This is a genomic window from Streptomyces sp. NPDC002884 (assembly GCF_040295245.1).
In the GTDB taxonomy this organism is placed as follows: Bacteria; Actinomycetota; Actinomycetes; order Streptomycetales; family Streptomycetaceae; genus Streptomyces.
Genome location: NZ_JBEOVB010000028.1, coordinates 1 through 12,978, shown reverse-complemented (window position 1 = coordinate 12,978; position 12,978 = coordinate 1). Strand labels below are relative to the sequence as shown.

Genomic DNA, 12,978 nt, shown 5'->3' with positions numbered 1-12,978 from the left:
CGGCCCATGAGCCGCACGCCGGGCACCCCGCGTACCCCGGGCACCACCCGTACTCCAGGCACCCCCCGCACCACCCCGCAGCCCGCTGCCGACCGGCCGACCACGCGCACCGCCGACCGGCCGGACACGCCCGTGTCCCCGGCACCCACCACCCCGCCGATCCCGCTCCTGCGCCGCTTCCTCCGCCAGGAGAAGGACGACGCCTGGGCCGTCCGTCTCCTCCCCCGCATCGTCTTCGGCGTGGCCGCGCTCTACACGGTGATCACCCTCGCCTCCCAGAGCGGCTCCGCTTTCGTCGCGGTCGTCACCGCGCTGCTCCTCGGTCTCGCGCTCTGGCTGCTCCGCCGCCGTACCCAGCTGCTCCTGGCGATCGGGGTGAGCATCCTCGCCATCGCCTTCACCGGCTACTTCTCCGCGGTCGGCGACGCGGCCCGCACGAGCGAGGACGCCGGCGCCACCGTCACCGGCGCTGCCGCCTTCGGCTACTGGGCCCTCGCCGGCATGGCCCTCCTCGGCGCCTGGATGGTGAAGGAACACCCGGGCCGACGGGGCGTCACCGTCGTCCTCGCGGATGTGATCCTCGTCATCGCGTCCGTCGTCGGAATGTTCCTTCCGGAAGCAGGTGTACCGCTCGGTTTCCTCGGCGTGATCGCCGTACTGGCGATCCGCGGCAGCAGCGCGAAAGCGGTTGCAGGCCGGGCCCGCCAGGCACTTGGCCGCCTGCGGAAGCGCAAAGCCAGTGACCCGGCGGACAGTTGAGGCCCGTGTGAACGTTTCGTCTCGTCACTGTGCCAAGTCGGCACATGCTTTGCAGATGCGTTGCACCGGGTTGACAGAACGCTTTAGGCTCCCCCCCGATCACGTATCACCACGGGGGACAACACACATGCCTATGGCCAGCCATACGGCGCTGCCCACGCGTCCCGCGCGCGGGCCGGTACGGGGAACGGGGGCGGGGACGGGGGTCCACACTCCCGACGCCGCTCTGCCCTGCCAGCGCCGACCGGACGTCTTCCAGCACCCGCTGCTGGAGGCTCCCACGGACATTCCGTACACCTCGCCCGAACAGCGCCACCAGCACCTCGTCCTGCTGCGCACCGCCCGCGACCTGTGCGCTTCCTGCCCGTTGTGGGCGGAATGCCTCCAGGACGCCGTCGCCCACGCCGAGCCCTACGGCTACGCGGCCGCGACCACTCTGGACGACCGCCGCTGGATCCGCCGCGCCCTCGGCGTCGGCGACGCGAGCGGCGACCTGCCCACCCACACGGTGGACGGCCCCGGCGCGGGCCCCGGCTACAGCTCCGGCGAAACGTCCCGCCGCCTGCTGCGTCTGCGCTCCCTCAGCACCGACGCGGCCGCCCGGCACGACACCGAGCGCGGTCAGCCCACCGTGGAGCGAATACTCGACGCGTTCGACGCGCGTCAGGACCAACTGGCCAGGCTGCAGCGCGAGTTGCCCGGCATCCCGCGGCAGTTGCACGAGCACACCACCCCACAGCAGGCGCACGGCAACGGTCCCGATCCAAGACACACCCACCCGGAAAGCAGGAGCGAGGACATGGCAGCGGCCGAGTCCGGGCAGCGGATCGCCTTCTCCTACGAGGATCCCGCCCAGGCCGTACGACAAGCTCTGCTGGCCCCTCTGATCCGCTCCGCGCTGCCCACGCTCACCAGCCTGGACCAGCTGGTCACGATGCTGGCGAGCGTGCCCGGCGGCGAGATCGCGCCGGAGATGCCGGACACCGTCCGCGCCGCGCGGAAGGCCGTCGAGGCACTGGCTCCCGAGGACGGCCGGGGCTCCTGCGACTCCGCCGAGACCGCCCCGGACGCCGCCGGTCCGCTCCGCGCCCTCACCGGCTCGGTCTCCGTGGAACTCGCCACCACCGACCCGGTGGCGGCCCTGCGCCGCGACTTCCTGGAGCCGCTGCTGCGCGAACTGGCCTCCTCGCTCGCCAACATAGAGAAGGTGGCGACCATGCTGGCCGCGACCGGGGCCTCGGACGGCGACGAGATCCCTCTGGAACCGATCCGCACCGCGCTGCAAGGCATCCGCGCCTGCCTCCCGCATCCGGCCCCGAACGGCAGGACGTCCAACGGCACGGGCCAGGCCGCCACCCTCGTGCCCTCCGGCGCTCCCAGCATCCGGGCGGCCGTGGAAACGGCCGTGTCGACCTTCCCCGGCCCGTTCTCCGCCCGTGACGTCCTGCGCGCCCTCCCGCCCGGCGTCTACGGCGATCCCTCCAAGACGATCAGCAACGTGCTGTCCGCCCTCGTCAAGTCGGGCCGCCTTCAACGCCTCGCCCGGGGCACGTACGCTCGCACCGTCGACGTCGCCCCGGACGTCACCGTGGCCGCCGTCCCCGAACAGGACGAGGCGAAGAGCGCCTGAGCCGGAACTGATCCGGAACCGAGCCGGAAGGAACCCAGACCCCCGATGACCGAACCGACGCCGCCACCCCCCGCCACGGCGGACGCCCAGGTGCACGTCTTCTCCCCCAACGCCGGCCTGATCGACGGCGTCCCGGTCACCGCCCCGCCCTACGGCGACATCCAGGACGTGGTCCTGGCGATCCTCCAGCAACGCGCCCAGCAGCTCGGCGCCCCCACCCCGGCCACCATCACCGACAACCGCTACGGCGGCGCGATCCGCCTCCTGATCCACCCGGACGGCACGACGGAACAGCTGGGCTGAGCGACCGCCGCCGGGCCGGACCTCAGGCCCGGGGGCCGGTCGCCCCGGGCGGGGGGCTGACGGTGTCGATGTCGGCGAGGATCTGTCGCGTGAGGCGGAGCTCGATCTCCAGGATGTCGCGGCGGAACTTCCCCGGATCCTTCTCGTAGCGGGCCCTGCCCACTTCGGAGGTGAAAGCCGATGCGGGCACCGCGTCCTGGCCCGGAGGAATGAACTTCAGGATCTCCTCGACGGCTGCGACCGCGTAAGCCATCGCCCCGCGGTGCTTGCGGTGCTCGGACTCGGGTGAGTTGAGCAGTTCGAGTCCGGCACGGGCGGAGACATCGGACGCGACCGTCGCGAACTCACCGGGATCGATGATCTCGGACTGCGCCGGGCCACCGAAGGCGGGCGGCGGCGGGGGGATCTCGTCCGCCATCAGGAAAGTGAAATTCCGGTTGCGGCCGCATTCCCGGCAGGCGCCCTCGTACACGGCGACGATGTCGTCACCGCGCTGCTCCAGCCGGTGCCGGCGGTCGAAGTCGGGACTCCCGCACTCGCACGGGTGCAAGTCCATGTACAGGTGCGCTTCCAACGAGGAACGGGCTTTCAACATGACATGATCCTAGGGCTGTTGTGCGATTTGAACAGGTTGCGGGCCCGGGGAGGGGCATCACATGGACAGTTGGGCCAATCCCCGGATGACGATGGGCACACTGCCGCAGTACCCACACGCGCACCAGGATGCACTCGTGTCGGCCGCGAGGCGCGGCATGGCCGCGGTGGCCGCCGCTGTCCTCGGAGACGGGCTGGAGTCCCTCGACGCGGATCGCACCAGGGACGGACGTCAGTTCTTCGTACTGCGGGACGGCCCGGGAGAGCCCGCGACGGTCTGGGTGGACGCCGTTCCCCTGGTGACGGGGACCATCGCCGACACGGCGACGAACACCACATCGCAGAACTACGTGGTCCGCGTCTCCGACCGCCTTCCGACCGAGATGCTGGACCGGGTACTCGCTCACGAACTCGGTGAGCTCATGGCCGTGCGCGAACGCGCCGCCGCGGGTCTGGCGCCCGTGCGGGAAGACCTTCTGCGCGAGGGAGCCCAACTCCCGGCAGAACAGGAGCTGTCCGCGGGGGACAGGGGCCGCATAGGCGAGCTCAACTGGCTCGCCGCACGCAGTGCGGCCCCCGATCTCTCCGCTCAGCAGCGGACGGAGGCGCGTGCGGAGTTCTCCGCGCTGCTGGATCCGTACGGCATCCGGCCGACCGCCGCCATGAGCGACGAGGAGGCGTTCCGCCCCCAGGAGAGGGCGGCCCGCGTCCGGTACCGAGTGGCGTTCGGCTCCCTCTCCACCGACTCCGTGAGTCTCCTCGACGCCCTCGCCCACCCCCTGGAGAGCCTCTCCCCCGCCGACGCCACCGCCCTCCAGGCCTCCCGCGACGCCGCCCTGCGCGCGGAACGCCAGGTCGAGGCGTTCATCGGGCGGCGGGACGTCACCATGCCCATGCCGGGCTACGACCAGGACGGGCTGCCGCTCCCCCGCGACGAGCTGCAACCCGCCGCCGAGCGGTGGGCGGAGTACCGCGCGCAGGTCAGCGAGCGCACCGTGCAGACGCTGGAGGGGCAGCTCGCCGAAGGGCAGCTCCCGCTGCGCAAAGTCGTGATCGGCGGTGGCGCGAGCCTCACCGGGCGGGACCCGGAGGCGCTGCTGGTGGACGGGGCGGGCCGTTGGCACCTGGACCCCGGGAACGGGATCGTGCAGTCGGCGGACCAGGACCGCGACCTCGCGCAGTGGATGGGCGTCGACCCGTACTCGGCGGTGGAGGACCCCCGGCACCGGGTGTCCATCCACGCGGTACGGGTCTGGGAGGACCAGCTCGCCACCCAGGGCGACGTGGTGAACGGCCACGCCCGTCTGCGCCTGGGCCGGGAGGGCGAACTCCTCGCCGAGGTGCGCGGGTTGGGGCCGGACGGCAAGGAGAGCGGGACCCCGCTGTGGGTGGCGTGCGACGGGACGCCGAGCGTCGCGACCGGCCTCACGCCGGACGTCGTGCCGGGCATGCCACGCGGCACGACCGGGGTGGAGAGCCGGAGCGAGGCCGTACGGCTGATCAGTGAGCGGCTGCGGGAGCTGGAGAGCCGGGGAACGACCCACGCGGCCGAGGTGCGCGCCTGGCTCGCCCAGGCCGAGCGGGGCGGCGCGGACGCCCGTACCGTGCTGGAGGCCCTGGACTCCTCGATGCTGAAGGACGCTCTCTCCGCGGATCTGGAGGGCGATGCCGCCGCGCGCATGAAGAACTGCTTCACCGCCCTCGAGTCGACGGAGAAGTGGGAGGCGGCGCGGGAGGCCGCCGAGGGCCGGGCGCTGCTGGGCGACGAGGTCGCCGAGAACCGTTTCGACCCGCACGCGGCCCAGCACTGGATCATCGCGGGGTCCGGCGGCACCGGGGTCGCCAACGCGGAGATCATCCTGCGGGAGAACCCCGACGCCCACGTCACGATCGTCGGCTCGCCTCCGCCCGCCGCGCTCCGGCACCAGGTCCAGTACCCGGAGATGCTCAGCCGGTACGGCGCGGGCGAGAACCCGCGGCTGACGATCGGCCGGGCGGAGGTGGGCGCGGTCGAGACCTACCGGCACGAGAACGGGGAGACCTGGTTCCAGGCGGAGTACGTGATCGAGGCCACCGGGGAACGGAGGACCGCCCGGGCCGGCGGCTACGTCTCCAGTCTCGGCCGCACCAACCCCCTCCCGCCCGCCCTCCAGGTGCTCGCCGACGAGGTGCGCGACCGGGGCGGGGAGATCTCCGGGGACCTGTTGTTCGACAGGGACGACCAGTACATCGGCTACGGGCTCACCTTCGCCGTGGACGGGAAGGAACACCGCGTCGACGTGGACGGCGCGGCCTCCTGGCAGCTGCCGCGCGAGATCTTCGCCCCGGAGACGGGAGTCCAGGCCGCGCTGAACGGCATGGGCATCCGCGGTCTGCCGTCCGAGACCGGCAACGCGGCCCCCGGTTTCTCCCCCATCGCCCGCCAGAGCGCCCTGCGCGCTCGCGCCGTCGCGGCGGCGGAGGCGGGCGACCCCGAAGCCGTACGACGGCTGTCGACGGTCCCGGAGCGCTGGCAGCGCCCGGAACTGGGCGAGGGCACGAAGCCGCCGGCCGCGAGCCCCCAGAACCCCACCCTGCCCCAGGAGAAGTCCGAGCCGAAGGCGGAACAGGACTCGAGGACCGAACAGACCCCGAAGCCCCCCACCACCCCCGGCCCAACCCCAGCCCACCCTCAGCCCGCAGCACCGGCCCAGCCCCAGCCCGCGACTCCGGCACAGACGCCTGCACCAGCCCCAGCCCCGGCCCAGACCTCGGCTCCGGCACAGACACCGGCACCGGCGCCAGCCCCCGCACCGGCCCAGTCCCCGATTCCGGCCCCGGCAACGGCACCCGAACCGGAACCGGCACCCGAACCGGCACCATCTCCCGCCTCCTCCCCCGCCCCCGCCCCCTCCCCCGCCCCCGGTGTCTCCGGATCGCATCTCTGGCAGATGGGTCTGCCTCGGGGCGGGGCCGACCGGCCAGCCGGTCCCGCCCAGCAGCCGCCCCGGCAACAGCCGCCGGGCCAGGAGCGACCTGAGCCGGGCGTCGACATGGGCGACTGAAGAGCCCTGCGTACAAGACGGCGGCTGAACAGCCCCGCGACGAAGACATACGGAAAGAGGGACCCGGAGACGAATCTCCGGGCCCCTCTTTCCGTATACCTGCCGCCGGACGTCAGTCCGTCGACTGCTGCCGCTTCGGCCGCCAGACCACCAGCGCGCTGGTCTGCTGCACCTCCTGGTACGGCACCAGGTCCCGCCGGTAGGAGGCGTGCACCGCCGCCTCCCGCTGCTGCATGGCCGTGGCGGCGCCGTCCAGCGCGGCCTCCAGCTCCGCGGCCCTCGCCTGGAGCGCGGCCACCTGGTTCTCCAGTTCGATGATCCGCTTGATGCCGGCCAGGTTGATGCCCTCGTCCTGGGACAGGGCCTGCACCGTGCGCAGCAGCTCGATGTCGCGGGCCGAGTAGCGGCGCCCCCGGCCGGCGGTGCGGTCGGGGGAGACGAGACCCAGGCGGTCGTACTGGCGCAGCGTCTGCGGATGCAGGCCCGAGAGCTGGGCCGCCACCGAGATGACGTAGACCGGAGTCTCCTGGGTCAGTTCATACGGGTTACGCCGACGACCCTCCATCACTCTCATGCTCCCTTCGCGGCCTCGAACAGCTCCGCCCGCGGGTCCTCGTCCGCGGTCGCCTCGCGATACGCCTCCAGCGCTTCACGAGCCTTCCCCGACAAGTCCTTCGGAACACTCACCTCGACGGTGACCAACAGGTCTCCGCGGGTGCCGTCCTTACGGACCGCGCCCTTGCCCCGCGCCCGCATGGTGCGGCCGTTGGGCGTGCCGGGCGGAAGCTTCAAGGTCAGGGACGGTCCGCCGAGCGTCGGCACCCTGATCTCGCCGCCGAGTGCCGCCTCGGTGAACGTCACCGGCACGGTCACCGTGAGGTTGTCCTCCTTGCGGCCGAACACCGGGTGGGCGCCGACATGGACGACGACGTACAGGTCGCCCGCCGGGCCGCCACGCTCGCCCGGGGCGCCCTTGCCGCGCAGCCTGATGCGCTGACCGTCCGTCACCCCCGCGGGGATGCGGACCTGCATGGTCCTCGACGACTTCGCGCGACCGCTGCCCTTGCAGTCCAGGCAGGGATGCTCGGCGATCAGGCCGCGGCCCTTGCAGTCGGGGCAGGGGTCGGTCAGGGAGAAACCGCCTCCCGAGCCCCTCGCCACCTGGCCCGTGCCCACGCAGGTCGGGCACACGCGCGGGGTGCCGTTCTTGTCGCCCGTCCCCGAGCACGCCTTGCAGGGGGCCTGCGAGGACATGCGCAGCGGGACCGTCGCGCCCTCGATCGCCTCCGTGAAGGTCAGGGTGACCTCGGTGTCGATGTCCTGGCCGCGCCGGGGCTGGGTTCGGGTCGTGCCGGGGCCGCCGCGGTTGAACAGGCCGCCGAACACGTCCCCGATGCCGCCGCCGAAGCCGCCCTGGGCACCGCCGCCCTGGGCGCCGCCTCCGAAGAGGTCGCCCAGGTCGAAGTTGAAGTTGCCGCCCGCCCCCGGGCCGGGGCGGAAGCCGCCGTTGCCGAAGAGGGCGCGCGCCTCGTCGTACTCCTTGCGCTTCTTGGGGTCACCGAGGATGTCGTTCGCCTCGGAGATCTCCTTGAAGCGCTCCTCCGCCTTGGCGTTGCCCTTGTTGGCGTCGGGGTGGAACTCGCGGGCGAGCTTCCGGTACGCCTTCTTGATCTCGGCCTCGGTGGCGTCCTTGGGGACGCCGAGGACCTTGTAGAAGTCCTTCTCGACGAAGTCCTTGGTGCTCATCCTCGACGTCCCTCCTCCCACCCGCTCATCCGATCGAGCTCAGCCCTCGTCCGGGCCACCGCTCTCCTTGTCGTCGGCCGCCTCGGCCTCGTCGGCCTTGGCCGCCTGTGCACCGGGCTGCGGTTCGGCGACGGCCACCCGCGCGGGGCGGATGGTGCGCTCGCCGATCCGATACCCGGGCTGAAGGATCGCCACGCACGTCGTCTCGGTGACGTCGGGCGCGTAGCTGTGCATCAGGGCTTCGTGGATCGTCGGGTCGAAGGGCTCGCCCTCCTTGCCGAACTGCTGGAGGCCCATCTTGGCCGCGACGGTCTCCAGCGATTCGCCCACCGACTTGAAGCCGCCGACGAACTCGCCGTGTTCCCGCGCGCGGCCGATGTCGTCGAGCACGGGCAGGAGTTCGGTCAGGAGGTTCGCGATGGCGATCTCCTTGACCGCGATCCGGTCGCGCTCGACCCGGCGGCGGTAGTTCTGGTACTCGGCCTGGAGGCGCTGGAGGTCGGCGGTGCGCTCGCCCAGAGCGGTGCGCACCTGGTCCAGCTGGGCCACCAGACCGGCTGTCTGGTTCGTGTCCCCGGCCGGGGCCGCACCCGCCGCCGAGGCGGGGGAGGGAGCGGCCTTCGGCTCGGCGTCTTCAGGGGTGGCGCCGGAGGGGACGTCGGGCTTCTCCTCGAAGCCCGGGGTCTCCTCCGTCACGCGGCACCGTCCTTGCGCTCGTCGTCCACGATCTCGGCGTCCACGACGTCGTCGTCCGCCTTCGGGGCGTCGGCCTTGGGGGCGTCCGCGCCCTGGCCGGCCTGGGCGTCGGCGTACATGGCCTGGCCGACCTTCTGCGAGACCGCGGCGACCTTCTCGGTGGCCGTGCGGATCTCGGCGGTGTCCTCGCCCTTGAGCGCGGCCTTCAGCTCCTCGACGGCGGCCTCGACCTCGGTCTTGACCTCGCCCGGGACCTTGTCCTCGTTGTCCTTGAGGAACTTCTCCGTCTGGTAGACGAGCTGCTCGCCCTGGTTGCGGGACTCGGCGGCCTCGCGGCGGCGGTGGTCCTCGTCCGCGTACTGCTCGGCCTCCTGGCGCATGCGGTCGACCTCGTCCTTCGGCAGCGAGGAGCCGCCGGTGACGGTCATCTTCTGCTCCTTGCCCGTGCCGAGGTCCTTGGCCGTGACGTGCATGATGCCGTTGGCGTCGATGTCGAAGGCGACCTCGATCTGCGGGACGCCACGCGGCGCCGGCGGCAGACCGGTCAGCTCGAACATGCCGAGCTTCTTGTTGTAGGCCGCGATCTCGCGCTCGCCCTGGTAGACCTGGATCTGCACCGACGGCTGGTTGTCCTCGGCCGTCGTGAAGATCTCCGAACGCTTCGTCGGGATCGTCGTGTTGCGCTCGATCAGCTTGGTCATGATGCCGCCCTTGGTCTCGATACCGAGGGACAGCGGGGTCACGTCGAGGAGCAGGACGTCCTTGACCTCACCCTTGAGGACACCGGCCTGGAGCGCGGCGCCGATGGCGACGACCTCGTCCGGGTTGACGCCCTTGTTGGCGTCCTGACCGCCGGTCAGCTCCCTGACGAGCTCGGCGACGGCGGGCATCCGGGTCGAACCGCCGACGAGAACGACGTGGTCGATCTCGGAGAGGTTGATGCCGGCGTCCTTGATGACGTTGTGGAACGGCGTCTTGCAACGCTCCAGCAGATCGGCCGTCAGCTGCTGGAACTGGGCGCGCGTGAGCTTCTCGTCCAGGTGCAGCGGGCCCTCGGCGGACGCCGTGATGTAGGGCAGGTTGATCGAGGTCTCGGTGGACGAGGACAGCTCGATCTTCGCCTTCTCGGCGGCCTCGCGCAGACGCTGGAGCGCCATCTTGTCCTTGGCGAGGTCCACACCGTGGCCGGCCTTGAACTGCTGCACCAGGTAGTCGACGACACGCTGGTCCCAGTCGTCACCACCGAGGTGGTTGTCGCCGTTGGTGGCCTTCACCTCGACGACGCCGTCACCGATCTCCAGGAGGGACACGTCGAACGTGCCGCCGCCGAGGTCGAAGACGAGGATCGTCTGGTCGTCCTTGTCGAGGCCGTACGCGAGCGCGGCCGCGGTGGGCTCGTTGACGATACGAAGGACGTTGAGACCGGCGATCTCGCCGGCTTCCTTCGTCGCCTGACGCTCGGAGTCGTTGAAGTACGCCGGGACGGTGATGACCGCGTCGGCCACCTTCTCGCCCAGGTAGGCCTCGGCGTCGCGCTTGAGCTTCTGCAGGATGAACGCGCTCATCTGCTGCGGGTTGAAGTTCTTCCCGTCGAGCTCGATCGTCCAGTCCGTGCCCATGTGACGCTTCACGGAGCGGATGGTCCGGTCCACGTTCGTGACTGCCTGGCGCTTGGCCACCTCGCCGACGAGCACTTCACCGTTCTTGGCGAAGGCGACGACGGACGGCGTGGTCCGGGCACCCTCGGCGTTGGTGATGACGGTGGGCTCGCCGCCCTCCAGAACGCTGACGACCGAGTTTGTTGTGCCCAGGTCGATGCCGACCGCACGTGCCATGGTGATCTTCCTCCAGCTGACTTGAGTGGAACGGACTCAAGTGTGCACGAGCCTCCCCTCTGGGTCAACAGACCTGAGTCGCACCCGCTCAACTCTTATCCGTTCCTTACACGCAAGGAAGCGTTGACCTGCGGCGATACAGATCGCCCGGTGCGCCTCACACCAGGTTCCGGGTGGTCCGCCGGGTCCTCGGATTGACGCCGGGGCGCGTACACCGACGCCGAACCCGACCCGGGTCGCGACGCCGGACGGGGTGCGGGGCGGGGCGCGGGGCGTGAGGCGGAACGGCCCGCGCGCCCGGCCCGGCCGGACCGCCGGGGACGACGGCCACGCGCGCGTGGCGGCCCGTACACCGCGACCCGCAGCATCCCGAGCACGAAGACGAGTGCCCCGCCGGCCACCCACGACACCGCCTGCGCGCCGACCGACCCGGCGTGCACCAGCACCCCGACGAGCACCGCGGCGAAGGCCGCCACCCCGAGCAGCACGGTCACCCCCTGCGCGGTGAGCCCCAGCCGCCGCAGCCGGTGGGCGAGGTGGTCGGACGCGCCACGCAGCAACGGCCGCCGGGCCAGCCGCCGGGACAGCACGACCAGGACGGCGTCGGCCACGGCGACCGCGGTGAGCGCGAACAGCACCCCCGCGCCGGCGACCGGATCGTGCCCCGCGCGGGCGATCACGGCGGCCGCCGCGAGGAGGAAGCCCGCGAAGAGCGACCCGCACGCCCCGAGGGCGACACGCGCGGGAGGCCAGTTGTGCATCAGGAACCCGGTCAGCGCGGCGGCGAACACGCTGAGCAGCACGGCCAGCCCGTCCATGACCTCGGCCGCGGCGCAGGCGGCCACTCCGAAGGCGGTGACGACCCCGACGGTTCCGGCCACTCCGTCGGCGTGGTCGAGCGACCGGAAGGCGAGGGCGACGAAGGTGATCCAGCCGACGCCCGCCACTCCGGCCGCCGCCCCGGTGTCGCCGTACGGCACCACGAAGGCGGCCGCGACCGCCGTACCGACCACCAGGAACCGCGCGTTGAGCCGCCACACGTCCGCGACCAGTCCGAGCGCGGCGACGGCGCCTCCCGCGACGAGCAGCACCTCGATGCCGTCGCCGAGCGGGGCGATGCCCGTCCAGTCCCCGGCGACCGCGACGAGACAGGTGGCGAGCACCACGGCGGCACCCCCGAACAGAGGCACCCGCCGCTGCCGCTGCCGCCGGTCGAGCAACCCCAGGCGCAGGGCGGGCACGCGCAGCAGCGCGGCGAGGACGGCGGCGAGGAACAGGGCGGTGATGGCTGCGACGATCCCGTAGAGCACGGATATAAATTAGTCACATATGTACCAATTTGGTACGAATAACACGGCCGATTCGCGACCGGATCCCCACCGGAACCCGACCTTCCCTCCACCCGGAGCCGACCCGATACCCACCCGAACCGGACCCGAACCCGACCCGAACCCGACCCGAACTCGACCTCAACCCGACCGGATTCTGAGGCAACCCTCAGCGACTGAGATCACTCCGCACCCCGCTACAGTGCGACGGAGAATACGGGGTAGTCTCAAACGGACTGCATAAGTTACCGCTTAGTAATTTCCCTCGCAGGCCCGAGGAGCCCCCAAATGCAACTCGCCGCGATCATCGTGTCGCTGCTTCTGACCGTGGTCGGCGTCGCCCTGATCGCACGTGCCATCGGCCAGTTCGTCCGGTACTTCAAGCTGGGCCAGCCGCTCCCCGCCGGAACCCGGACAGACAATCCCTACGCGCGCAGCGTGACGCTGGCACGGGAGTTTCTCGGCCACACGCGGATGAACCGCTGGGGCATCGTGGGCTTCGCCCACTGGTTCGTGGCGATCGGCTTCCTGACGCTGCCGCCGACCCTCGCCCAGGCCTTCGGCCAGCTCTTCGAGGCCGACTGGGTGCTGCCGGTCATCGGCGACTTCCTGCCGTTCGAGCTCTACATCGAGTTCATCGGCGTGATGACGATCCTGGGCATCGTCGTCCTCATGGCGATCCGCCTGCTGAACCTGCCCTCACGCGCGGGCCGCAAGTCCCGCTTCGCCGGCTCCAAGTCCGGTCAGGCCTATTTCGTCGAGTACGTCATCCTCACCATCGGCCTCGCCATCTACGTGCTGCGCGGCCTGGAGGGTGCACTGCACCACGTGGAGCACTACGAGGCCGGCTACTTCGCCTCGTACCCGCTCGTCCTGGCCTTCAAGGGACTGGGCGTCACCACGCTCCAGAACCTGGTCTACCTCGTCGCGATGATCAAGATCGGGACGTCGTTCATCTGGATGATCGTGGTCTCGCTCAACACCAACATGGGTGTGGCGTGGCACCGTTTCCTGGCGTTCCCGAACATCTGGTTCAAGCGCGA

The 12,978-nt window shown here is 71.2% G+C and carries 10 protein-coding genes and 1 pseudogene; 5 read left to right on the top strand and 6 right to left on the bottom strand.

All coding sequences use genetic code 11. From position 1 onward, the window contains the following. Positions 1-6 precede the first annotated feature (6 nt). The 3 genes from ABT070_RS35450 to ABT070_RS35440 all read left to right on the top strand — a co-directional run bounded on the left by ABT070_RS35450 (position 7) and on the right by ABT070_RS35440 (position 2,692). Complete coding sequence (locus ABT070_RS35450) at positions 7-759, top strand: hypothetical protein (protein WP_351766858.1); 753 nt, start codon at positions 7-9, stop codon at positions 757-759. A 133-nt stretch (positions 760-892) separates the two neighbouring features. Further along, positions 893-2,389 carry a WhiB family transcriptional regulator gene (locus ABT070_RS35445; RefSeq protein ID WP_351766857.1) on the top strand — a complete coding sequence of 499 codons (1,497 nt, stop codon included), beginning with the start codon at positions 893-895 and terminating at the stop codon, positions 2,387-2,389. A 45-nt stretch (positions 2,390-2,434) separates the two neighbouring features. Continuing rightward, positions 2,435-2,692: a hypothetical protein gene (locus ABT070_RS35440; protein WP_020129155.1), complete on the top strand. Its 258-nt coding sequence runs from the start codon at positions 2,435-2,437 to the stop codon at positions 2,690-2,692. Between the two features lie 22 nt (positions 2,693-2,714). Here the strand turns inward: ABT070_RS35440 and ABT070_RS35435 are convergent, their stop codons facing one another. Continuing rightward, a complete protein-coding gene (locus ABT070_RS35435) occupies positions 2,715-3,287 on the bottom strand; it encodes a hypothetical protein (RefSeq protein WP_351766855.1) in 573 nt (190 codons plus the stop codon). Between the two features lie 136 nt (positions 3,288-3,423). On the opposite strand from ABT070_RS35435, the gene ABT070_RS35430 reads away from it, so the two are divergent. Continuing rightward, complete coding sequence (locus tag ABT070_RS35430) at positions 3,424-6,330, top strand: hypothetical protein (protein ID WP_351766854.1); 2,907 nt, start codon at positions 3,424-3,426, stop codon at positions 6,328-6,330. Between the two features lie 112 nt (positions 6,331-6,442). Here ABT070_RS35430 and ABT070_RS35425 read toward each other — a convergent pair whose 3' ends face one another. From ABT070_RS35425 to ABT070_RS35405, 5 genes are all read right to left on the bottom strand, one after another. Further along, a complete protein-coding gene (locus tag ABT070_RS35425; protein ID WP_351766853.1) occupies positions 6,443-6,895 on the bottom strand; it encodes a heat shock protein transcriptional repressor HspR in 453 nt (150 codons plus the stop codon). Positions 6,896-6,900: 5 nt separating this feature from the next. Further along, the gene (gene dnaJ / locus ABT070_RS35420; protein WP_351766851.1) at positions 6,901-8,076 is read right to left on the bottom strand and encodes a molecular chaperone DnaJ; all 1,176 of its coding nucleotides are present in this window, start codon (positions 8,074-8,076) and stop codon (positions 6,901-6,903) included. A 39-nt stretch (positions 8,077-8,115) separates the two neighbouring features. Next, positions 8,116-8,772, bottom strand: coding sequence for a nucleotide exchange factor GrpE (grpE, locus tag ABT070_RS35415; RefSeq protein ID WP_351766849.1), 657 nt, complete (start codon positions 8,770-8,772; stop codon positions 8,116-8,118). Further along, on the bottom strand, positions 8,769-10,607 hold the full coding sequence (gene dnaK / locus ABT070_RS35410; RefSeq protein WP_171398464.1) for a molecular chaperone DnaK: 1,839 nt from the start codon (positions 10,605-10,607) through the stop codon (positions 8,769-8,771). The genes grpE and dnaK overlap by 4 nt, the downstream gene beginning before the upstream one ends. A 95-nt stretch (positions 10,608-10,702) precedes the next feature. Continuing rightward, positions 10,703-11,917, bottom strand: coding sequence for an MraY family glycosyltransferase (locus ABT070_RS35405; protein WP_351766848.1), 1,215 nt, complete (start codon positions 11,915-11,917; stop codon positions 10,703-10,705). 306 nt (positions 11,918-12,223) lie between these two features. Here ABT070_RS35405 and ABT070_RS35400 point away from each other — a divergent pair. Further along, positions 12,224-12,978 (top strand): annotated as a pseudogene (locus tag ABT070_RS35400) (Fe-S oxidoreductase); the annotation flags it as partial.

Bases quoted from the DNA above. Each gene is read 5' to 3' on its own strand.
- ABT070_RS35425 (WP_351766853.1), bottom strand. From the start codon at position 6,895: ATGGAGGGTCGTCGGCGTAACCCGTATGAACTGACCCAGGAGACTCCG.
- dnaK (WP_171398464.1), bottom strand. From the start codon at position 10,607: ATGGCACGTGCGGTCGGCATCGACCTGGGCACAACAAACTCGGTCGTC.
- ABT070_RS35445 (WP_351766857.1), top strand. From the start codon at position 893: ATGGCCAGCCATACGGCGCTGCCCACGCGTCCCGCGCGCGGGCCGGTA.
- ABT070_RS35450 (WP_351766858.1), top strand. From the start codon at position 7: ATGAGCCGCACGCCGGGCACCCCGCGTACCCCGGGCACCACCCGTACT.
- ABT070_RS35435 (WP_351766855.1), bottom strand. From the start codon at position 3,287: ATGTTGAAAGCCCGTTCCTCGTTGGAAGCGCACCTGTACATGGACTTG.
- dnaJ (WP_351766851.1), bottom strand. From the start codon at position 8,076: ATGAGCACCAAGGACTTCGTCGAGAAGGACTTCTACAAGGTCCTCGGC.
- ABT070_RS35440 (WP_020129155.1), top strand. From the start codon at position 2,435: ATGACCGAACCGACGCCGCCACCCCCCGCCACGGCGGACGCCCAGGTG.